The organism is Streptomyces sp. NPDC044106 (assembly GCF_056433985.1).
Genome location: NZ_JBWKFZ010000008.1, coordinates 229544 through 251038 on the forward strand (window position 1 = coordinate 229544; position 21495 = coordinate 251038).

Sequence of the window (21495 nt, forward strand, 5' to 3'; positions counted from 1 at the left end):
TTGGTTTTACCAAGTCACCGCTTGGAAAGTCCAACAACTTGCATAGACTATGCCGCATGCCACCTCGCCGAAGCTACGACCAGTACTGCGCAGCCGCCCGGGCGCTCGACGCCGTGGGCGACCGCTGGACCCTGCTGATCGTCAGGGAACTGCTGGTCGGCCCCCGTCGCTACACCGACCTCCACGCCGACCTGCCGGGCGTCAGCACGGACGTGCTCGCCTCGCGCCTGAAGGACCTGGAGCAGCGGGGCCTGGCGACCCGCCGCAGGCTGCCTCCTCCCTCGGCGGCGTACGTCTACGAACTCACCGACAGGGGACGGGAGTTGCTGCCCGTCCTCGAAGCCCTCGCCGCCTGGGGCGCGCCCGGCCTTGAGGAGCGCGCGCCCACGGACGCGGTGCGGGCGCACTGGTTCGCGCTGCCGCTGCTGCGGCGTCTCGGGGAAGCCGGGGCGGAGGGTGTGGTGGAGGTACGGCTGCCCGAGGGCGGCTTCCACGTACGGCTGGCGGGCGGCGCGCGGAGCTACGGGGACGGGCCCGCGCCGGACGGTTGTGACGCGGGCCTCGCCCTGGACGCCGCCACCTGCCTGGCGGTGAGCCGCGGCGAACTCACCGTCGGGCAGGGAGTGCGGGAGGGCCGGATCGAGCTCACCGGCGACTCGGTCCTCGCGAAGGCGCTGCGCGAGACGTGACGGGCCAGGCGCCCCGGAGCGGGGCGCCTGTCACGGCAGTGGCACGCCGCGGGCGGTGACCCACAGCTCGTACCACTCCTCGTGGGTGAGCTCGGGCTCGCGGGTGACCGCGTCGCGGCACGCCAGGATGCGCTCGGGCCTGCTGCTGCCGATGACCGGGGCGATACGGGCCGGATGGCGCTGGAGCCACCACAGCAGGATCGTCTCCGGCGTCGTCCGCTTGCGCTCGGCGAGGTCGGCGACGAGCCGCGCGGCCGGTGAGTCGAGAGGGCCGGTGAAGCGGCCCTGGGCCAGGGGGCCCCAGGCCTGCACCTGGACGTCGTGGGCCTGGCAGTACTCCAGGGTCCCGTGCGGGAAGCCGTTCTCGTTCGCGGCGGGCGTGTTGAGGAGCACCCCCGCCTCGACCCAGTCCCGGCTCCCCAGGCCCATCTCCAACTGGTTGGCGAACAGGGGCAGTTCGAGGTGGGCCTGGAGCCGGCCCATCTGCGCGGCGCTCATGTTCGACACGCCGAAGCGGCGCACCAGGCCCTGCCGGTGCAGGGAGGTGAGCGCCGCCGCGATCTCCTCAGGGCCTGTCAGCGGATCGGGCCGGTGCAGGAGGAGTACGTCGATCACGTCGGTACGCAGCCGGGTGAGGCTCTCCTCGACGCGCCGGACGATGCTCGGCCCGCGCAGGTCGTACATGCCGGGCAGGCCGCCCTCGGCCTGCCGGATGCCGCACTTGGTCTGCAGGACGATGCGGCTCCGCAGCTCGGGCGCCCTGGCGAGCAGTTCGCCGAAGACCGCCTCGGCCTTGCCGCGCCGGTAGATGTCGGCGTGGTCGAACGCCGTGATGCCGATGGCCAGCGCGGCCTCGACGGCGGCCTCCGCGTGCGCGATGTCCGACGCGGTGTACGGTGCGGAGTCCCAGGTGCCGCCGAGCCCCATGCACCCGTACAGCGGCTGCCCTGCGGGCGGTTCGTGCTGCGCAGTCATGTCTCTCCCTCCGTGGTGGACCCGGCCATCGTCGCGCAGACCCCGCGCCGGACGATCAGTTTCCGCAGACGATCAGTTTCGGAGAGGGTCACTCTCCGGAGAGGATCACTTTCCGAAGGGCACGTCGCGCGTGGTGGCCATCCGCCGGGTGCCGTCGTGGGCCCGTACGAACTCCTTGATGTGGCCGACGGCCTGCTTCGCGGACGACTCGTCCTTGCCGCATCCGCCGGTGCCCGGGACGCCGTCGGGATAGCAGGAGGCCCGGTGGCCGTAGATCAGCCCGTCGGCGTCGCCACCCGACGCGTCCAGGAGGCGGTCGGTCGCCGCGCGGTCGCCCGCCGCGGTCGTCCAGCCGAAGGTGCGCGCGAGTTCGCCGCGGTCGCGTGCCTGCGACCCGAGACGCAGCTGTTCCGTCACCTTCCCGAGAACGGTCGGCAGGTTGAGGTCGAACAGGCCCTTGTCCATGACGCGCTGGTTGTGCGCGACGGCGTCGCCGTGCGCGCCGAACTGCTCGCGCACGTCGGCGGCGTCCCCGCTGATGTCCACACCCTCGCGGTCGGTGAGGCCGCTGCTGACATCCTTCCAGCCGGCCCCGCCCGCGGTGCCGTAGAACCCGTACAGGACCCGTACCCCGGTGCTCTCCAGCTTGGCGCGGGCCAGGTCGCGCAGGGCCGCGACCGAGCAGTGGCGCCACTTCGCGTCACCGCTGTCGCAGTAGTCGGGGTTCTTGATGTCGAGCCAGACGAACCCGATGTTCGCGCCCGCCCCGCGCTGCCGCGCGATCCGGTCGAACATGTCCGCCACGGTGTCGCCGGCGCTGGTGGGCGTCCCGTCGTGATCGGCCCACCACCCCTTCTTCCAGGCGGTGGCGTCGATCTCCAGCGCGTTGGCCCCGTGGTCGAGCGCCTTGTCGACACCGCCGACGGTCAGGACACGGTGCGCGATGGCCCAGACGGGCCGCTTGCCCTGCGGGTCCTCGCGGGACGCGGCCGTAGCCGTCACCGAGGGACCGGCGAGCCCCATCACCAGGGCAGCGCACGCGGTGGCCAGCGTCGCGGCCCGAGCGGTCGAGCGGGTACGGGCACGATGTATCACGGTTGTCTCTCCATCCGTTCCTGTGCGCTCGCTCCGGGCGCGGCGGCGCGAGGGCGCGGCACCGCGGGAGGAGACGCGCCGGGCCCCTGATCGCGGGACCCGGCTCAGCTACCGCGCCTGCCCACGCCGTCCCACGTGAAACGCCCCTGGTCAGTCAGGAGAGGGACGCGACGATCACCGTGGCGTCGAGCTCGTCGTCGGTGGCGACCCGCGCCCGCAGCCCGGCGCCGGTGACGGCCGCGACGGCCGCGTCGGCCTGCCGCTCGCTGGTCTCGAACAGCAGGACGCCGCCGGGCGCGAGCCACTCGGCCGCACCGGCGACCACGCGCCGCAGCACGTCCAGGCCGTCCGCGCCGCCGTCGAGCGCCACGCGCGCCTCGTACTCGCGGGCCTCGGCGGGCAGCAACTCGATCTCCACCGTGGGCACGTACGGCACGTTGGACAGCAGGACGTCGACGCGGCCCTTCAGTCCGGTGGGCAGCGGGTCGAAGAGGTCGCCCTCGTACACCTCGCCGCCCGCGGCCGTGACATTGCGCCGGGCGCAGCGGACGGCGGCGGCGTCCACGTCGGACGCGTACAGCTCGACCTCGTCGAGACGGTCCGCGAGCGCCACGCCGAGCGCGCCGGAGCCGCAGCACAGATCCACGACGACCGCCCGCGGCGGCGCGAGCGCGACGGCCCGCTGAACGAGCGCCTCGGTACGCCGCCGGGGCACGAACACCTCGGCGTCCACCTCGACGCGGAGCCCGTAGAACTCCGCGTAACCGACCACGTGTTCCAGCGGCAGGCCACGGACCCGGCGCTCGACCATCGCGTCGAGTTCGGCGGGGCCGCGCGCCGCGGACATGATCATCCGTGCCTCGTCCTCGGCGAAGACGCACCCCGCGGCGCGGAGCCGGGCGGTGACGGCGGCGGACTGGTCCAGCGAGGAAACCGACATGAAGGCCTTTCGGCTGAGGGCACGGTGAGACAGCTCAGGTTATCCGCGGCCTTCTTCGTCGGCAGGGTCGGCCCGACCGGGCCGGACCCATGGCGGCGGTGACACTTCGAGCGGACTTCGAGCGGTCCCTCCCCGCTTTCCGAAAGTGAATCCCGGGCAGCGCGCGGAAGCGGAATATATTCAAAGTTGTTGAGTAAATAGAAGGCGTGACGCATTCGTTATTGATTGGGGGCAACCCGGAACTGCCTATTCCGAAACTTCACGATTGCTTTACCTGAATCGGTACAGTACGGACATCTGGACACGCTCATCTGTCCCGAAATCTCACTGATAGCCACATAAGCGCGCTATCTTATGGTGGACATGTGAACACTCTGTGTATTTGAATGGCCCCGGCACGCGTCGAAGACGAGAAATTTATTTCCTCGCATTGCGTATGCGTGGACCCGTGACCAGGGCGACGCAGGAGAGCGGACAGTGAAGATCGCGTTTCTCATCAACAACGCCTACGGCATCGGCGGGACGATCCGCGCCACCGCCAACCTCTCCCGTGCGCTGGCGGCCCGGCACGACGTCGAGGTCGTGAGCGTCCACCAGGTCGGCGACAGGCCCGAAATCCCGCTGGATGAGCGGGTACGGCTGACCACGCTGATCGACATGCGCAAGGACGGCCCCGGCTACGAGGGCGACCACCCGCTGACCCGCCTGCCGTGCACGATGTTCCCGGACACCGGCGCCGCGGCGAACTCCGCGCGCCTGCCCTACTCGGCGTTCCAGGACGAGCGCATCGGCCAGTGGCTGAGCGGGACCGACGCCGACGTGGTGATCGCCACCCGGCCCGACCTCAACGGCTACCTCGCCCGCGACGGCCACAACCGCTACCTGCGCATCGGCCAGGAACACCTGAGCCTGGACGCCCACAACCCCGCCCTGCGCGGGTACCAGAACGAGGCGGTCGCGAGGCTTGACGCCTTCGTCACGGTCTCCGAGGCCGACGCCGCACAGTACCGCCGCGCCCTGCCGCACGTACCGGCCCGCATCCTGTGCATCCCCAACAGCGTCCCGGAGCCCGCGGTCGAGCCCGTCGACCACCGCTCACGCGTCATTATCGCCGCGGGACGGCTCGCCGCCGTCAAACGCTACGACCGGCTGATCGACGCCTTCGCGAAGGTCGCCGACCGCCACCCGGAGTGGACGCTGCGGCTGTACGGGCGCGGCCCCGAGCGGCCGAGGCTGCGCCGCCGGATCGACCAACTTGGCCTGTACGACCGGGTGTTCCTCATGGGCCCGGTCTCCCCGATCGAGACCGAGTGGGCCAAGGGCGCCATCGCCGCCGTCTCCTCCGACATGGAGTCGTTCGGCATGACCATCGTCGAGGCCATGCACTGCGGAGCCCCCGTGATCTCCACCGACTGCCCGCACGGCCCCTCGGAGATCATCGACGGGACCAACGGCGTCCTGGTGCCGCTCGCCGACGGCGTCGACGGATACGCCGAGGCACTCGACTCCTTGATGGCCGACGCGCCCCTTCGCGTACGCCTCGGGGCAGCGGCCCGCGAACGGGCCGGGCACTACGCTCCGTCCGCCGTCGCCCGGCGCTACGAGACCCTGTTCCAGCAGATCTCCACCCCCTCCCGCCGACGCCTGGCGAAGGCCGCACGCCGCGGCTCCTTATGGACCCGCCTCAGATCGACGCTGCCGACGACCCCGGCCACGCACGCCCAACCGGCGCCCGCCCCGGCTCTCGAACCCGAGCCGCAACCCCCCGCGCCGCCCGTCGCCCACGTCAGGGCCACCGCCGAAGGCGGCATCGGCTTCCGACTCGACGGGGCGTCCCTGCCGCCCGGCCCCCTCGACTTCCTGGCCCGCCTGCGCCGCGACCCCAAGGGGCGTACCGTCCGGGTCCCGCTGCCGCCCACGCCCACCACCCCCGGCGCTCCCGACCCGCACTTCACGCTCGACCCGGCCGAGTACCCGCTCGCGGAGGGCCGTTGGGACTGCTACCTCGTCAGCCGGGACACGGAGGCGGGCAGGGCACGCCTCGTCTGCGCCCTGGCGGAACAGGCGCGTGGTGTCGGCCGGGCCCCCGCCCTCGTCGACGGCAGCGTCACGGCCTGGCTCCCCTACACCACCACCGACGGCTTCCTGGCCCTGCGCGTCTGGCAGCGCGACGCGCACGCCGAAGTCACGGACATCTCCGTCGGCGACGACGAAGCCACCGTCACCGCCCGCCTCTTCACCGCGGGCACCCCCCGCCCCCTGCACACGGCCACCGTGGTCGCCGTCTCCCGCCAGGGCGAGGCCCACGACTTCACACTCCCCGTCGACCCGGCCCCCGCGCGGTCCACCGACTTCGCCTTCACGATGCCGTACTTCAGGGCCCTCGCACGCCGCGGCAGCGAACACGACGTGTGGGATCTGCGCCTGCACCTGGGGCACAGCAGCCCGCCCATCACCATCGGCCGCATCGGCGGCGACATCGTCGACCGCAAGAAGACGGACGTGGTCCCGGCGGTCCACCTGCCGCACAGCGAACGCGGCACAACCCGCGTCAAGCCCTTCTTCACCGTGACCAACGACTTGGCGCTGAGCCTGCGGGACCACGACCGCGACCCGGAGCCGGACCAGCCCCGTTGACCTCCGGTACTGCCACCGCACTGCTACCGCTTCCCGCGCCTCGCCGACTTCGCCGCACGCCCCCGGCGCCCCGATCGTCATCGGTTCGGCGTCCACATGACCGGCCCGCGCCCACAGGCCGCGCATCGTGACGTTCGTCAGTACGAGGAAGGGCACAGGCAGCGGCGGGAGCGCCGCGGTGGACAGGGACAGCGGCAGCAGACCGAAGGCCCGTCCCTGGACGAGGGAGGCCCGAAAGCGCACCGTACCGGTCAGGGTGAGCCGGCCCGCGGCCGTGCACGAGGCGCCTTGGGCGCTGCCGTAGTGGACGCGCGGCCGCCGCGCCTCGACCGAGGTCGCCCGGCAGGTGCCCGCGGCAGGGGGACAGAACAGCCCCTGCACCGTGAGGGCATCCGCGCGCAGGTCACCGCCGTCGGCCCCCGCCCGCGCAGCGGAGGAGGCCACGGTCAGGCATGCGCGCACCGTCAGCGCGGCCCGCATACGGTGCCCGCGTACAACGTCCCGCGTGGGCAGCGCCTCCCGGTCGCACTCGCGGTCGGCGGCCACCTGCCCATGGGGGACGGCCGGTTCGGGGGCGGGCCCCGGCCTGGTCACCCAGCGCGCCTGCTGTCCGTACGATCCGCGCGCCCCCGTGATGCCGCCGCCCCGCAGGGTGGCCGCGTCGCGGCCCATCTCCACCGAGCCGAACGTCATGCCCCCCTTGAGGGAGGACAGGTCGAGGGCCATCCGTGAGGCCCGCACCGGCTTCTGCCCGGCCGACCGGATCTGCAGGGTCACCGCCCCCAACGGCGTGTGCGCCACCGCGGACTGGCACAGGCCCTACAGCTCGGCCTCGCGCAGCCCCACAGCGGCGACCGCGTGCCGCTCACCGGATGCGTCCTCGCGGAAGGAGGCGAACTGCACGGCTCCCGCCGCCTCGAGCCGCCGGGCGGTCACGGAGAAGGGGCTGGAGGCGACAGCGAAGGACAGCGGGACGGACGCGGCCGTCGTGGTCGTGACCGTGCCGACGCCCAGGGCCGGCGCGCAGGCCGCCGCGACGCCGAACCGGCGCCAGTTCGTCCTGCCCGCGGCGGCGCGGCACGACGTTCTGCCTCCTGCCCGGCCAGGGGCATCTGCGTTCCGCAACGGCGTTCCCTCCCGAGTCCGGATTCCCGGCCCTGCCGACAGTCCAGCCCTGCCAACGGTCCAGCCCTGCCAACCGTCCTGCATGGCCGACGGTTCTGCTCCATCCGGGGGGTGTGCCCGACGCGCGGCGCCGAACGGGTGGCGCTACCGCGGCCCGGGCCGGGGCCGGACGCCTCGTACGGGGACGGCGTCGGGGTCGCCGGGCGGCGGCAGGGCGGTGGTGCCGTCGACGATGTCCCGGGCGAGGTCGGCGAGGCGCAGATGGTGGTGGCGTGCGTGGGCGCGCAGACGCTGGAAGGCGGTGTCGGGGTCGGTGGGGTGACGGGCGGTCAGGAACCCTTTGGCCTGCTCGATGACGGTGCGGGTGTCCAGGGCCTGCTGGAGCTGGGCGTGGATGGTGCGGTGCTGCTCCAGGGTGGTCTGCTGGAGCAGGGAGATGGCGGTGGCGTCGGCCAGGGCCCGGGACAGGTGCCGGTCGGCCGGGGGAAGGGGGCCGGGGGTACGGCGGAAGAGGTTCAGGACGCCGAGGGTCTCGTCGCGCAGCCGGATCGGGGTGGCGTGCACGCCGTGGTAGCCGGTGCGGTGGGCGTGGGCGCTGAAGCGAGGCCAGCGCGGGGTGGGGCCGGCGAGGTGGGTGTGGTCGATCGCCGCGGCCTCGTGGAAGGCGGTGAAGCAGGGGCCTTCGCTGGCGTCGAGTTCGAAGAGTTCCACGAGGCGGACGCGTTCGGAGGAGGCGGCCACCAGGCGCAGCGGCCCGTCGTGGGCGGCGAGCATCACGCCCGCGTCGCCGATGTCCAGCAGGTCCATGCAGTGCTCGGTGACGCGGTAGAGGAAGCCGGCGGGGTCGAAATCCGCGACGAGGGTGTCGGCGAGGTCGATCAGCGCGGCGGACACCCGCATCTCGCGCGACGGGCCTGACGTGGGCAGTGGAGGGACGGACATGGCGGCCTCCGGTCGGGTGGATCAGCGACCGGGGCCGGAAGCACGCTACGGGGTCTGGGTGTGACACCACCCGCACCGAGGCTGATGCGCCCAACGTACGCCTGGTTACAAGGCGAAACACGTCTTCCCCCCACAGAGACAGCCCGATGTGCCTTCCGTATGCCCCAAGGGGTGTATTCGGTCCCAGTTCCCACAGGAGCATCACGGCGTGCGGCACTGACCGAGTGCGTCCGAACGGCACCGCATGAACCTGCCCGTCCCGCGCGTCAAGGCAGGGCCGCCCGGCGCAAGATGAGTCGCTCGTCCGGAGGTGAGGAGACGTTTCCGCTGTTCCGGGCGGTGCACGGCACGGGACAGGACCCCGGGGCCTGCCCGCCAGGGCCTCCCCCTCGTGTCCCACCCCGGAGGTGACCGTCCGTGGTCCTCGTCATCGTCGTCGCCGTGCTGGCCCTGCTCGCCGGCCTCGCCACCAACCGCTGGCTGCGGCCCCGCCTCGTCAGCGAGGACGACGACTCGGGCATGGCGGTCAAAGACCTGGTCGGTCCGCTGCTGACGCTGACCGTGCTACTGCTCGCGTTCGTCCTCGTCACCGCCAACGGGTCGTACGGCAAGGCCGAGGTCGCCTCGCGCGGCGAGGCCCGGGCCCTCGACCAGCTCGTCGAGGCCGCCGAGTACGCGCCCGAAGAGCAGAAGGCCAAGACGCAGGCCGACGCCGTCTGCTACGCCCGTGCGGTACGCGCACAGGAGTGGCCGGCCATGGCCGACGGCAAGGGCTCGGCTGCGCCCAGCGTCTGGTCCACCGACTTGCGCCGCGTCTTCCGAGAGGTGGAGGGCAAGCCCGTCATCGGCATGCTGGTGGGCGCCGACAACAAGCGCTCGGAGGAGCGCGAGGAGCGCCTGACCCAAGCGACCGCGAGCATCCCCGGCCCGATCCTCTGGTTCCTGCTCGCCACCTTGGTCATCACCGTCATGGCCCTCGGGACCTGCATCCCCCGCCGCAACAACCGCGGACAGATCATCACCCTCGCTGTCATCACCGCGCTCCTCACTGCCACCTTGTGCATCATCCGTGACGTCGACCGGCCCTTCGGCGGCATCATCAACGTGAAGCCCACTGCCATGTCGGAGATCGAACGCCAGGCCACCCGTGACTTCGACGCCCATCGCCAGCTCGGCGACCTGCCCTGCGACGCCGAAGGCAACCGCCGCACCACCTGACGCACGGGCGGGCGGCGGAGTGTCTTCGATCAGTCGTGCAGGAGGGCGAGCTGCTCGGTGGCCTGCTTCCAGCCACGGGCATCCGCCTTGGCGCGAGCCCGTAGCTCGGCCGCCACTCGTCCCCGCTCCTCGCTGTCCGAGGTCTTGACGAGCTGAAGGTCTTCGAGCTGGCGTCGCAGCTCGACGCCCGGCCCCGGCAGCCGGGGGTCGCCCTGCCGTGCGGCCATCGCGACTGTCTGCAGGCAGCGAAGGGCGCCGTCCCAGGGCCCACCCGTACAGGCGGTAGCGGCTTCCGACACTGCTGTCAGGGCGTCGAGATGCATCATCACCGCGCCTTCGGGCACCGCCTCCTCCATAAAGGTGCTCAGGTCGGCGGTTGCCGCAGCAGCATCCTCCGGCGGGGCCTCATCCGAGTGGAAGAGTTCGGTCAGCGACAGATGCGCGTACTCGTCGGCCCAGTCGGCCAATTGACCGGCGCGCTCACGGAGTTCAGCCGGGGGCGATTCCTGTTCCTGGGAGGCGTTGGCGTTGGCCCAGCACTTCCGGAGCAGATCCGTGACCATCGCGGATCCCGAACCGCCGTGCCGTTGGAAGCGCTCATCGCCAAGGCAGCCGGAGATCCGTTCGGCGGCGGCCAGACCCACCAGCGCCGCTCCCCGGCTCTCAAGGGCGCTGAGCGCAGCCTGCCACTCGTGAAAGTCCCAGTTCTCCATGCCCGTCCTCAACTCATCCCGTGGCGATCAACTTAGCGCTGGCCGCCACGTCGCAGCCGGGACGAAGGGGAAGGGCGGCCGGTCGTCGTACGTGCGCCGGGCTGACACGGAGCACGTTCCACCGCCACTTCACCGAGCGGGGAGATCCTCACCGCGGGGCAGGGCAGCGCCCGGCCGCGCTCCGGCTACTTCTCGGCGGCGGCTCGTTCCTCCGAGGCCGTGACCGTGGCGGGCTTTCCGGCCTGGAGTTGCTGAAGACGCTTCAGCGTGGCGCTGAGCATGGCCTGCGCACCCGATGGATCACCGCCGGTGTTGCCGTCGATCTGCACGCGGATGTTGACCTTGCCCGAGCGGCTGTAGCCGTCGATGTTGTCCTCGCCGGCGCCGGGGTCGATCACGAGCGTGCTTTCGTCGCCCACCGGCGGCTTCGCGGGCTGCTCCTTGTTCTTCTCGGTGCCCTTCCACGCCACGTACGCGTTGTGCGCGTCCTTGGCCGTGTCGAAGAGGCAGATGTGAACATCCGCCATGTTGAGCGTGGAACCGTTGTATTCGTACGAGGCATCGCTGCCCCGGGCCCACCCCTTCGGGACGGAGTCGTCATCGGAGCGGTTGCAATAGGCCCCCTCGGTCACGTCCTTGGTGCCGTGCACGGTGTATCCGGGAAGTGTCTCGCCGTCGCCCAGCACCGCTTTGGTGAGGTCCGCCTGCGAGAGGTCCTTCGTGATCGGCTTCGGAGCGGGGGAGGAGACCTGCTCCTTGGCGCCCTGGGCGCCGGAGGCGGAGTTGGACTCCTCGCCGCTGGAGGAGCAGGCGGTGAGGGCGGTCATCCCGACGAGCGAGGCGGCAAGGGCGAGGCGTACGCGTGACATGCGCAGAGCCTATCCAGTGCGTGATCATGAACCGACGGGGCCCGTAGATCACTCCCGTTACTATGCTCACTTCATGGCAGAGGTGGAAAGCAGGGGACGCGGCGCTGTCGATGGATTGCCGAGTCGAGTGAATGGGCGGCCTGTGAAAGCGCTGACAGAGGTCACTGCGACCCGTTACGTCGAGCCGTTGCACACGGGCGGCTCCGTGCCCGGCGTCGTCGAGGCCGACGATCTCGGTACGTACGTCGTCAAGTTCACCGGCTCCGCCCAGGGCCGCAAGGCGCTGGTCGCCGAGGTCATCGTCGGTGAGCTGGCGCGCCACCTCGGGCTGCGCTTCCCCGAACTGGTCCTGGTGCACTTCGATCCGGCGGTCGCCGCCGACGAACCGCACCAGGAGGTCCAGGACCTGCTGCACGCCAGCGCGGGCCTCAACCTCGGCATGGACCTGCTGCCGGGCGCGAAGGACTTCACCCCGGAAGCCATCGACGTCGACCCCCTGGAGGCCGGCAAGGTCGTCTGGCTCGACGCCCTCACGGCCAACGTCGACCGCACGGTGCACAGCTCGAACCTGATGATCTGGCCCACCTTCGGAGTCCTGCCGCCGAAGCTGTGGCTCATCGACCACGGGGCGGCCCTGGTCTTCCACCACCGCTGGGGCGCCTCCGCGCCGGACAAGGCGTACGACTTCCGCCACCACGCTCTCGGGGGGTACGGGCCCGACACGGCCGCCGCCGACGCGGAACTGGCGCCCCTGGTCACCGAGGCCGTGCTGCGCGAGATCGTCGGCCTCGTGCCGGAGGCGTGGCTGGCGGACGAGCCGGGCTTCTCCTCCCCCGCACAGGTGCGGGAGGCGTACGTCGCCTTCCTGCTGGCCCGTGCGCGCGCCTCGGCGGCCTGGCTGCCCAGGGACTTTCCCAGCCGGGGGGAGCTTGCCGCGGCGGACGCGCGGCGCGCCGCGGCAACCGAGAAGGCTCGTCCGGCCTGGCTGAAGCGGGTGCCCGATCTGCACGGGAAGCCTGCGGCTGAACAGGATTGGTCCTCGCATCTCGGTTAGCCGCGGGCTGTCCGTGGCTGAGCGCGCGGTTCCCCGCGCCCCTACGGGGCGTGGCGCCCCCCGCTGAGGCGGGCATGACTGAACCCCCGGCGCTGTGCGGTGCCGGGGGCTCAGTCGTTGGTGCACGCTCAGCGCAGCTGCTCGTACGCCGGGAGGGTCAGGAAGTCCGCGTAGTCCGCGTCCAGGGAGACCTGGAGGAGGAGGTCGTGGGCCTGCTGCCACTTGCCGGCCGCGAAGGCCTCGTCGCCGATCTCGGCGCGGATGGCGTCGAGCTCCCGCGCCGCCACCTCGCGGGCGAGGTCGGCTGTGGCGGTCCTGCCGTCCTCGAAGACGACGCCCGCGTTGATCCACTGCCAGATCTGCGAACGCGAGATCTCGGCGGTGGCCGCGTCCTCCATGAGGTTGAAGATGGCGACGGCGCCGAGGCCGCGCAGCCAGGCCTCGATGTAACGGATGCCGACCTGGACGGCGTTGACCAGGCCGTCGAAGGTGGGCTTGGCGTCGAGCGAGTCGATGGCGATCAGATCGCCGGGCGCGACCCGCACGTCCTCGCGCAGGCGGTCCTTCTGGTTCGGCTTGTCGCCGAGCACCGCGTCGAAGGACTTCATGGCGATCGGGACGAGGTCCGGGTGCGCCACCCAGGAGCCGTCGAAGCCGTCGTTCGCCTCGCGGTCCTTGTCGTTCTTGACCTTCTCGAAGGCGACCTTGTTCACCTCGGCGTCCTTGCGGGACGGGATGAACGCGGCCATGCCGCCGATGGCGTGGGCACCGCGCTTGTGGCAGGTGCGCACGAGCAGCTCGGTGTACGCCCGCATGAAGGGGGCCGTCATCGTGACCAGGTTGCGGTCCGGCAGGACGAACTTCGAGCCGCCGTCACGGAAGTTCTTGACGATGGAGAAGAGGTAGTCCCAGCGGCCGGCGTTCAGGCCAGACGCGTGGTCGCGGAGCTCGTAGAGGATCTCCTCCATCTGGTACGCGGCGGTGATCGTCTCGATCAGGACGGTCGCGCGGACCGTGCCCTGCGGGATGCCGACGTAGTCCTGGGCGAAGACGAAGATGTCGTTCCAGAGGCGTGCCTCCAGGTACGACTCCGTCTTCGGAAGGTAGAAGTACGGGCCCTTGCCGAGCTCGATGAGCCGCTTGGCGTTGTGGAAGAAGTAGAGCCCGAAGTCGACGAGGGCACCGGGGACCGGCGCGCCGTCGACCTGCAGGTGGCGCTCCTCCAGGTGCCAGCCGCGCGGCCGCATGACGACCGTGGCGAGCTCGTCGGCGTCCTTGAGGGCGTACGACTTGCCGGTGCGCTCGTCGGTGAAGTCGATCTCGCGCCGGTAGGCGTTGATGAGGTTGAGCTGGCCGAGGATGACGTTCTCCCAGGTGGGAGCGGAGGCGTCCTCGAAGTCGGCGAGCCAGACCCTGGCGCCCGAGTTGAGGGCGTTGATGGTCATCTTGCGGTCGGTCGGACCCGTGATCTCCACGCGGCGGTCGTTCAGCGCGGCCGGGGCCGGGGCGACCTTCCAGGAGTCGTCCTCGCGGACCGCGGCGGTCTCCGGGAGGAAGTCCAGGGTGGAGGTGCGGGCGATCTCGGCACGGCGCTCGGCGCGCCGGGCGAGGAGCTCGTCACGCCGGGGCGTGAACAGCCGGTGCAGCTCGGCCACAAAGGCGAGGGCCGCGTCGGTGAGCACCTCTTCCTGCCGGGGCAGGGGCTCTGCGTCGACGATGGCCAGCGGCGACGGCGCTAGTGCGGACATGAGCTGTCACTTCCTTCAGAGAGCTGCACGGACGGTGCCGGCCGAGCCGCCGGGCAGACGCGGTGGCACTGGGTGCCACAGGAGCCGAGGTGCGGCTGTGGGCCCCGTCCGAGATAACGGGCCTTCTGGTCAGTGGATACTAGTTTCCTCATGGTGGAAGTTCAATGGTTTGTTGATGTCGAGATTCTTCTTGTCGACAGAACGTGTCGCTGAGTGCCACGCCGGTCACTCCACGTGGGCCGTGACGCCGGAGGCTCCGGAGGCCGCGGTTCCCGGTCCCGGCTCCAGGCGGCTCAGATCGTCGGCCGTGTCGATGTCGTACGCCTCGGCCACGTCCCCGCACTCGATGAGCGCGATCTCGCCCGCGTGCTCACGCAAGTAGTCGCGTGCCCCCCGGTCGCCGACCGCACTCGCCCCGATCCCGGCCCAGTGCCCGGAGCCGAACAGGACCGGGTGCCCCCGCTTCCCGTCGTACGCCGCCGCCGCGAGCGTCCCGGGCGAGCGGTACGCGGCGCGTACGCGGGCGGTGGCCTCCGCGCCGATGCCCGGCTGGTCGACGAGCGAGACGAGGGCGGCGCTCGTGCCGGTGCCTCGCAGCGAAGCGAGGCCCGCCCGCAGGGAGGAGCCCATGCCCTCCTCCCACTCCGGGTTGTCGATCAGTACGCAGCCGGGGAGCGAGGCCCGTGCGCGTACGGTGTCGGCGGACGCGCCGAGGACCACGTGCACTCGCGTGCAGCCGGCGTCGCGCAGTACGCGTACGGCGTGCTCCACCAGGGGGCGGCCCCGGTGCTCCAGGAGGGCCTTCGGGTGTCCGCCGAGGCGCCGCCCGCCGCCTGCGGCGAGCAGCAGGCCGATGATCTCCCTCGCCTCGTCCCCCGCCTCGTCGGCCCGTGCGTTCGTCTCTTCTGTCGTCATGCCTCCTGGATACACCTAGCCGGCGCTGCCGCGGTTCGCGGTGGGTGGGTCGGCCCCCGCCGGACAGGGCCGCCGCTTCGCGGCGGATGTATCCCACCCACCCGTTCACCCTGCGACGTACAGCGGGACTAGGAGCAACCCCCACCGGGGCGCGGTCGCACGCGCTCCCGAGGGGACGTGGGGGTATGTGCGAACGGAGCACCGAGCATCCTGTAGCCCCATTGTCCGTGCAGCGCGACGCAGGGATAGCGAGTACGCACATACCCCCGCGGCCCCGCCCCACAGACGAACAACAGGCGCACCAGCCCTCCCCGGCGAGTCACGCCACCCAATGCCGGTGCCCATCACCCCCACCATCCACATCACCCCGCAAGCCATCCGCACCACCCCGCAAGCCGCAGGCCAACGTCGTCGACAGGCGGAGCACCGCCTCCTCCCAACGCTCCGGCGGCAGCGTGTACGGAACGCGCAACCGGTGCTCATGCGTCCCCGGATCCGCACCGAACCGTGAGCCGCCCTCGATCCGTACGCCCCGTGCGAGCGCAGCCCGCGCCAGCGACGAAGCGATCGGCCGGCCCAGGTCCACCCAGAGCGAGAGCCCGCCGGGCGGCAACTGCCAGCGCCACTCCGGGAGGTGGCGGGTGAGGGACGCCGCGAGCGCGTCCCGCTGGGCCCGCAGCCGGGGCAGCCGCTCGCGCAGCACGTCGTCCATGCCGCGCAGCAGATGGAGCGCGACCAGCTGCTCGATGACGGGCGTCGCCATGTCGCCCGGCACCCGTTTCGTGGCGAGTTCGGTGATCAGCCCCGACCCGGCCCGCACCCACCCGATCCGCAGCCCGCCCCAGTGCGTCTTGCTCAACGACCCGAAGGTGACCACCTGTTCACCCGCGCCGTGCGGTGCGAGCGAGGCGAAGGGGGCGGGCGGCGGCCCGTCGAGCGCGATGTCGGCGATGGTCTCGTCGATCAGCAGCCAGGTGCCCGTGGCGCGGGCCGTCTCCATGATGCGTACCCGCTGCTCGCGCGGCATCAGACGGCCCGTCGGGTTCTGGAAGTCCGGTACGAGGTAGGCGATGCGGGGCGCCGCCTGCCGCAGCGACGACTCGACGAGACCGCTGTCCCAGCCGTCCTCGGTGACCGGCACCGGCACCGCGCGCAGCCCCGCGCCGCGGATCGCGTCGAGGGCGTTCGGGTACGAGGGGTTCTCGACGAGGACGCGGTCGCCGGGCCTGCTCAGCAGGGAGAGGGTGAGGGACAGCGCGTGCTGGGCGCCGGTGGTGATCAGGATCTGGTCCGGCACCGTGGGCAGCCCGCGCCGGGTGAAGCGCTCGGCGACGGCGGCCCGCAACTCCGGTATCCCGTAAGGGTGGTAGCCCGGCGTCGGCGCGTGCTCGGCCAGCATCGCACCCGCCGCGGCCAGCGCCGCCGTGAGCTCGGCGGCAGGCGCGCCGGGCGCGGCGATCGCGAGATCCAGCACGTCGTCGTCCGCCATGAACGCCACGACGTTGGACGGCCGTCGCCCGTGCGGCAGCTCGGTCCAGGTACCGGCGCCGCGGCGGCTGTGTGCGTAGCCGCCCTCGCGCAGCACGTCGTACGCCGCCGTGACGGTGGCCCGGCTGACGGTCAGCGCCGAGGCCAGTTCACGCTCGGCGGGCAGCCGGGCGTGCAGCGGGATGCGGCCGTCGAGAAGGAGGGTGCGGACGCAGTGGGCGAGCGCGCGGTAGCCGGGGCGCTCGCCGCAGGCGCTGGTCAGCAGCCCGGCGAGCAGGCGGCTGCCGAGCCTCCTGTCCATGGTGGGGACCACTCGTGCGTCTGCCATGCCAACTCCCGCTGATTGGCCCTGCCCTCCAGGCCAATCAGCGTACAGACTCCCTTCCGAACGGCATCGGTTGACTTGGTTTGGCCTGGGAGGAACAGAGCGATGGCACGGACGGAGAGCGGGGACCGGGACGAGAGGCGCGTCGTCGTGGGAGTGACGGGTTCGCTCGCGAGCCTCGCGGCGCTGCGCGCGGGCGCCGACGAGGCCCGGCGGAGCGACCGCGTGCTCGTCGCCGTGATCGCCTGGGAGCCGCCGGAGGGGGAAGCGCGGTATGTGCGCCACCCCGACGCGAGATGGGCACGGTACTGGGAGGCCGAGGCGCGGGCCCGCATCGACCGGGCCTTCGACGAGGTCTTCGGCGGCGCGCCGGACGGCGTGCGGGTCGAGCGCAGGGTCGTCAGGGGCCGGCCGGGTCGCATCCTGTGCGAGCTGGCGAAGGGGCCGGACGACATGCTGGTCGTCGGGGCCAGGCAGGGCAGGCGCCGGATGACCCGCCTGCACCGCTACGTCACGTCCCGTGCGCGCTGCGCCGTCCTCACGGTCCCGGCACCGCCCGTGCCGCGGGGCCTGCGCCGGGCGCTGCGCAGGATGACGGCGGACGACTTCGCCCTGGTCGGACACTGACGGCCTCGCCCCGAGCCTCGCCCCGAGCCTCGACGCGAGTCTCGTCAGGGTTGCCGTCGGATCAGGCCCCGCGTCGTCGCCGCCGCGACCGCCGCCGTGCGGGAGTCGACCTCCAGCTTGGCGTAGATGTGCACCAGGTGGGACTTCACCGTGGCCTGGCTGAGGAACAGTTCTCTGCTGATCTGCTGGTTGGACAGGCCGTCCTTCACCAGCCGCAGCACCTCCAGCTCGCGGCGGCTCAGCGCCTGGGCGGGCGCCCGCATCCGGTCCATGAGCCGGTGCGCGACCGAGGGGGCGAGCGCGGAACGGCCGGAGGCCGCCGTGCGGACCGCCGCGGCCAGTTCCTCGGGCGGCGCGTCCTTGAGCAGGTACCCCGCGGCGCCCGCCTCCACCGCCGCGAGGATGTCCGCGTCCGTGTCGTACGTGGTGAGGACGAGGACGCGCGGCGCGCCCGCGCGGGCGGTGATCGCCGCGGTCGCGGCGGCGCCGTGCATCCCCGCGCCGAACTGCAGGTCCATCAGGACGACGTCGACGCGGCCGGGACCCTCGGCCGCGGCCCGCTCCACCGCGGCCTCCGCCGTCGCCGCCTCCGCGACGATCTCGAAGTCGGGCTCCGCGTCGAGGACCGCGCGCAGCCCGGCGCGTACGACGGGATGGTCGTCGGCGAGCAGCAGCCGGACCGTCGTGCCGGGCGACCACGTCATGCGGCGGCCTCCCTCGGCGACGCGGGCAGCGGCAGCGAGACGGCCACCGCCGTGCCCTGACCCGGGCCGGACTCGACCGTGAACGTACCGCCGAGCGACCGCGCGCGCGAACGCATCGCGGGCAGCCCGAAGCCGCCGTCGCCATCGGTGGCGCAGCCGTCGCCGGTACGTTCCACCGCCGCGGGGTCGAAGCCGCGGCCGTCGTCGACCACGTCCAGCGTCACCGAGGCGTCCATGAACGTCAGCGTGATCTCGGCGCGGGCCGCACCGGCATGCCGCACCGTGTTGGCGAGGGCGGACTGCGCGACGCGGAGGAGCGCCACCTCGTACGGCGTGGGAAGCTCCGTCGGCGTACCGCTGAGCGAGAACCGGACACGCGGTCCGGGGCTCGCCGCGCTCAGCCGCTCCAGGGCCCCGGCGAGCGAGCCGTGCGCCAGGTCGGGCGGGGAGAGCGCGCGGACGAACCGGCGGGCCTCGGCGAGGTTGTCCTGTGCGGTCGCGCGCGCCCGTTCGATGTGCGGGGCGGCGGGGGCGTCGGACGGCAGGGCGCGCAGGGCCGCGCGCAGCAGGAGCTGGATCGAGGACAGCCCCTGGGCGAGCGTGTCGTGGATCTCCCGGGCCAGGCGCTCCCGCTCCGCCAGCGTGCCCGCGGTGCGCTCGGCGGCGGCGAGTTCGGCGCGCGTGGCCATCAGCTCGTCGATGAGCTCGCGGCGCCGTTCGCTCTCGCGGTACACCGCCTGGTAGCCGAGGACGGTGGCGACGGCCACGGCGGCGCCGAGCAGCGGCCCGATGAAGCTGCCCGGTGTGACGCGCTCGCTGTGCACCAGGAAACTCGCGATGGCGGCCACCGCGGTCACCAGGACCGCGGGCAGCGCCCAGCGCCTCGGCAGCAGGTGCAACTGCAGGAAGTAGAGGGGGAAGGCGGCCCACAGCCCGTCCGGCGAGAGGACGAGCAGCACCAGCCAGCGCACACCGAGCGCCACGAGCCACCAGGCCGCCGCGCGCCCCGAGCGGGTCACGGCGGGACCGACCGTACCCGCGGCGTAGACACCGGCCATGAGCAGCGCCGCCGCGACGGCGGCGGCGGGATGCTCCGCGCCACCGGCCACCGCCTTGACCGCGGCGAGCGCGAGCAGCCCCGCGAGGAGGGCGTGCAGGCAGAGGCGGAGGGTGAGGGAGACGGGGGTGAGGACGGCGGGACCGGCCTCGGCGGGGGCTGCGGCGGGGGCGTTTGCTCGGGTGGGCGTCATGGGGTGATGGGGTGAGGGTCCTGGGGCTGGGGTGGCGGTCAAGGGGGCGGGGCAGGTCCGGCGCGTTGGCGGACCGGGCCGGGCCTGGGTCGTACACCCCGGGGGGCTGGGGCGGCCGGGGCCCGGTGTGTGGGGTGCGCCGCGCGGCGTACGTCGGGTGAGGCGCGCCCCGCGACCGGATGCCGTCCTCCCTCCACCGTACGGCCGTCCCCGCCCCCGTTCGTCAATCGAAAGGTTGATGCTCGGTGCCCCCCTTCGATTCGGGTGAACGCTGCTGTGGCGCGATGCCAGGGCGCCCGGCGTGGCCGCAGGGTGGGGGCATGTTCGTCGCATGGAGAGACCTGCGGTTCGCCAAGGGGCGGTTCGCCCTGATGGGAGCCGTCGTCGTGCTGATCACCCTGCTCGTCGGCCTGCTGTCCGGGTTGACCGCCGGGCTGGCCAGGGAGAACACCTCGGCCATCACGGGGCTGCCCGCCGACCATCTGGCGTTCGCCGCGCCACCGGACGGCCGGTCCGTCTCCTTCACGAGCTCGACCCTGGACCGGGACGCCTGGGAGACCTGGGCGGGCCGCCCGGGTGTCACCTCCGCGCAGCCCATTGGCATCAGCACCCTCGACGCCACATCGGGCGACCGGTCGGGCGCCGTCTCCGCGTTCGGGGTTCGGCCCGACGCCGGGATCGCCCCGGACGGCGTCGCCCCGGGGCGGGCCGTGCTCTCGCGGAAGGCCGCCGCGGACCTCGGGGTCGGCGTCGGGGACCGCGTCAGGCTCGGCGGCCGGGCGGTCGAGGAGCGGGTGGCGCGGGTCGCGTCCGACGCCTCGTACAGCCACACGCCCGTGGTCTGGATCTCCCTCGGCGACTGGCAGGGCCTCGGCCACCGCGGTACGCCCGCGTCGGGCGAGCAGGCGACGGTGGTGGCGCTGCGGACGGCCGACGGGGTCGACCTGGCCGCGGGCGACGCGGCGGCGGGGACCGAGACGACGTCGCTGGAGGGCGCGCTCCCGGCCATCGGCTCGTACCAGGCCGAGAACGGGTCGCTGCAGTTGATGCGCGGGTTCCTGTTCGTGATCTCCGCGCTGGTGATAGGCGCGTTCTTCACCGTCTGGACGATCCAGCGGAGCGCGGACATCGCTGTGCTGAAGGCGCTCGGCGCCTCCACCCGGTACCTGCTGCGGGACGCGCTGGGGCAGGCCGTGATCGTGCTCGTCGCCGGAACGGCGCTCGGCACCGGGATCGCGGCAGCCGTGGGCGGGGCGCTCGCCGGCGGTGACGTGCCGTTCGTCCTTGAGTCGTCGACCGTGCTGGGACCCGCCGGAGTGATGGTCACGCTCGGGGTGGTCGGGGCCGGTCTGTCCGTACGGCGGATCACCGCTGTCGATCCGCTGGTCGCGTTGGGAAGTGCACGATGAGGACGAAGCACGAGTCCGCATCCGGCCTGCTGATCGAGGACGTCACGCTGACGTATCCCGACGGGGCCGGGCGGCTGACCGCGCTGGACGGAGTGGGGCTCGACGTGCCGGGAGGGACGATGACGGCGGTCGTCGGGCCTTCCGGGTCAGGCAAGTCGAGCCTGCTGGCCGTCGCGGCGACGCTGGTCACGCCCGACCGGGGGCGGGTCGTGGTGGACGGCGTGGACACGGCGGGGCTCGGGCGGGCCGAGAGGACGGAGCTGCGGCGGCGGCGCCTGGGGATCGTCTTCCAGCAGCCGCACCTGCTGGCGTCGCTCACGGCGCTGGAGCAGCTGGAGCTGATGGCCCATGTGGACGGACGGCGACGCGGCGCGCGGAGCGGTCAAGTGCGGGAGCGGGCGCGGGAGTTGCTGGCCGAGGTGGGCCTTTCGGCGGAGGCGGGACGGCGCCCGCACCAGCTGTCGGGCGGGCAGCGGCAGCGGGTGGGGATCGCGCGGGCGCTGATGAACGGCCCGGCGGTGCTGCTGGTCGACGAGCCGACCAGCGCCCTTGACCACGAGCGCGGGGCGGCCGTCCTGGACCTGCTGGCCGGGCTCACGCGGGAGCGAGGCACGGCGACGCTACTGGTCACGCACGACCGGGCGCTGCTCGGGCGCGCGGACCGGGTGGCGGAAATGAGGGACGGCCGACTGACGACGGCCACGACTACGGCTCCGGACGGCCCGACCGCTCACGTCCCGAGGTGACCTGACCGGCGGGACCGTCCGACGGC

At 72.5% G+C, this 21495-nt stretch carries 19 protein-coding genes and 1 pseudogene; 7 read left to right on the forward strand and 13 right to left on the reverse strand.

Features of this window, described 5'->3' with window-relative positions; genetic code table 11:
- The first annotated feature begins 56 nt into the window (after positions 1-56).
- Complete coding sequence (locus AC07DI_RS16485) at positions 57-689, forward strand: winged helix-turn-helix transcriptional regulator (protein WP_478904978.1); 633 nt, start codon at positions 57-59, stop codon at positions 687-689.
- A 30-nt stretch (positions 690-719) separates the two neighbouring features.
- Here the strand turns inward: AC07DI_RS16485 and AC07DI_RS16490 are convergent, their stop codons facing one another.
- The 3 genes from AC07DI_RS16490 to AC07DI_RS16500 form a co-directional block, all read right to left on the reverse strand.
- Positions 720-1664, reverse strand: coding sequence for an aldo/keto reductase (locus AC07DI_RS16490; protein WP_478904979.1), 945 nt, complete (start codon positions 1662-1664; stop codon positions 720-722).
- A 105-nt stretch (positions 1665-1769) separates the two neighbouring features.
- Positions 1770-2759 (reverse strand): PI-PLC domain-containing protein, encoded by a 990-nt coding sequence (locus AC07DI_RS16495; RefSeq protein WP_478904980.1) that lies wholly within the window; start codon positions 2757-2759, stop codon positions 1770-1772.
- Positions 2760-2913: 154 nt separating this feature from the next.
- Entirely contained in the window at positions 2914-3699 is a 786-nt protein-coding gene (locus AC07DI_RS16500; protein WP_384248245.1) for a putative protein N(5)-glutamine methyltransferase, read from the reverse strand.
- Positions 3700-4176: 477 nt separating this feature from the next.
- Between AC07DI_RS16500 and AC07DI_RS16505 the strand changes: the two genes are divergently transcribed.
- Complete coding sequence (locus tag AC07DI_RS16505) at positions 4177-6336, forward strand: glycosyltransferase family 4 protein (protein ID WP_478904981.1); 2160 nt, start codon at positions 4177-4179, stop codon at positions 6334-6336.
- A gap of 603 nt (positions 6337-6939) precedes the next feature.
- Here the strand turns inward: AC07DI_RS16505 and AC07DI_RS16510 are convergent.
- From AC07DI_RS16510 to AC07DI_RS16520, 3 genes and pseudogenes are all read right to left on the reverse strand, one after another.
- Positions 6940-7152 (reverse strand): annotated as a pseudogene (locus tag AC07DI_RS16510) (DUF6230 family protein); the annotation flags it as partial.
- Between the two features lie 3 nt (positions 7153-7155).
- Positions 7156-7461, reverse strand: a complete 306-nt coding sequence (locus AC07DI_RS16515; RefSeq protein ID WP_478904982.1) for a hypothetical protein — start codon at positions 7459-7461, stop codon at positions 7156-7158.
- 144 nt (positions 7462-7605) lie between these two features.
- Positions 7606-8403 (reverse strand): ANTAR domain-containing protein, encoded by a 798-nt coding sequence (locus AC07DI_RS16520; RefSeq protein ID WP_478904983.1) that lies wholly within the window; start codon positions 8401-8403, stop codon positions 7606-7608.
- 417 nt (positions 8404-8820) lie between these two features.
- Here AC07DI_RS16520 and AC07DI_RS16525 point away from each other — a divergent pair, with 417 nt between their 5' ends.
- On the forward strand, positions 8821-9621 hold the full coding sequence (locus tag AC07DI_RS16525; protein ID WP_478904984.1) for a bestrophin-like domain: 801 nt from the start codon (positions 8821-8823) through the stop codon (positions 9619-9621).
- Between the two features lie 29 nt (positions 9622-9650).
- On the opposite strand, the gene AC07DI_RS16530 is transcribed toward AC07DI_RS16525, so the two are convergent.
- The gene (locus AC07DI_RS16530) at positions 9651-10334 is read right to left on the reverse strand and encodes a hypothetical protein (RefSeq protein WP_478904985.1); all 684 of its coding nucleotides are present in this window, start codon (positions 10332-10334) and stop codon (positions 9651-9653) included.
- A gap of 185 nt (positions 10335-10519) precedes the next feature.
- Positions 10520-11203, reverse strand: coding sequence for a hypothetical protein (locus tag AC07DI_RS16535; RefSeq protein ID WP_478904986.1), 684 nt, complete (start codon positions 11201-11203; stop codon positions 10520-10522).
- Between the two features lie 151 nt (positions 11204-11354).
- Between AC07DI_RS16535 and AC07DI_RS16540 the strand changes: the two genes are divergently transcribed.
- Entirely contained in the window at positions 11355-12257 is a 903-nt protein-coding gene (locus tag AC07DI_RS16540; protein ID WP_478905100.1) for a HipA family kinase, read from the forward strand.
- Between the two features lie 128 nt (positions 12258-12385).
- Here AC07DI_RS16540 and aceB read toward each other — a convergent pair whose 3' ends face one another.
- The 3 genes from aceB to yczR all read right to left on the reverse strand — a co-directional run bounded on the left by aceB (position 12386) and on the right by yczR (position 16736).
- Positions 12386-14005, reverse strand: coding sequence for a malate synthase A (gene aceB, locus AC07DI_RS16545; protein ID WP_384248238.1), 1620 nt, complete (start codon positions 14003-14005; stop codon positions 12386-12388).
- A gap of 225 nt (positions 14006-14230) precedes the next feature.
- Entirely contained in the window at positions 14231-14920 is a 690-nt protein-coding gene (locus AC07DI_RS16550; RefSeq protein WP_478904987.1) for a nucleotidyltransferase family protein, read from the reverse strand.
- 319 nt (positions 14921-15239) lie between these two features.
- Positions 15240-16736, reverse strand: coding sequence for a MocR-like transcription factor YczR (gene yczR, locus AC07DI_RS16555; protein WP_478904988.1), 1497 nt, complete (start codon positions 16734-16736; stop codon positions 15240-15242).
- Between the two features lie 102 nt (positions 16737-16838).
- Here yczR and AC07DI_RS16560 point away from each other — a divergent pair, with 102 nt between their 5' ends.
- Positions 16839-17360 (forward strand): universal stress protein, encoded by a 522-nt coding sequence (locus AC07DI_RS16560; RefSeq protein ID WP_478904989.1) that lies wholly within the window; start codon positions 16839-16841, stop codon positions 17358-17360.
- A gap of 44 nt (positions 17361-17404) precedes the next feature.
- Here AC07DI_RS16560 and AC07DI_RS16565 read toward each other — a convergent pair whose 3' ends face one another.
- A complete protein-coding gene (locus AC07DI_RS16565) occupies positions 17405-18064 on the reverse strand; it encodes a response regulator (protein ID WP_384248231.1) in 660 nt (219 codons plus the stop codon).
- The gene (locus AC07DI_RS16570; RefSeq protein ID WP_478904990.1) at positions 18061-19314 is read right to left on the reverse strand and encodes a sensor histidine kinase; all 1254 of its coding nucleotides are present in this window, start codon (positions 19312-19314) and stop codon (positions 18061-18063) included. The genes AC07DI_RS16565 and AC07DI_RS16570 overlap by 4 nt, the downstream gene beginning before the upstream one ends.
- A 320-nt stretch (positions 19315-19634) precedes the next feature.
- On the opposite strand from AC07DI_RS16570, the gene AC07DI_RS16575 reads away from it, so the two are divergent.
- Both AC07DI_RS16575 and AC07DI_RS16580 read left to right on the forward strand, forming a co-directional pair.
- On the forward strand, positions 19635-20723 hold the full coding sequence (locus AC07DI_RS16575) for an ABC transporter permease (protein ID WP_478904991.1): 1089 nt from the start codon (positions 19635-19637) through the stop codon (positions 20721-20723).
- A complete protein-coding gene (locus AC07DI_RS16580; protein WP_478904992.1) occupies positions 20720-21469 on the forward strand; it encodes an ABC transporter ATP-binding protein in 750 nt (249 codons plus the stop codon). Before AC07DI_RS16575 ends, AC07DI_RS16580 begins: the two co-directional genes overlap by 4 nt.
- Positions 21470-21495: the final 26 nt, after the last annotated feature.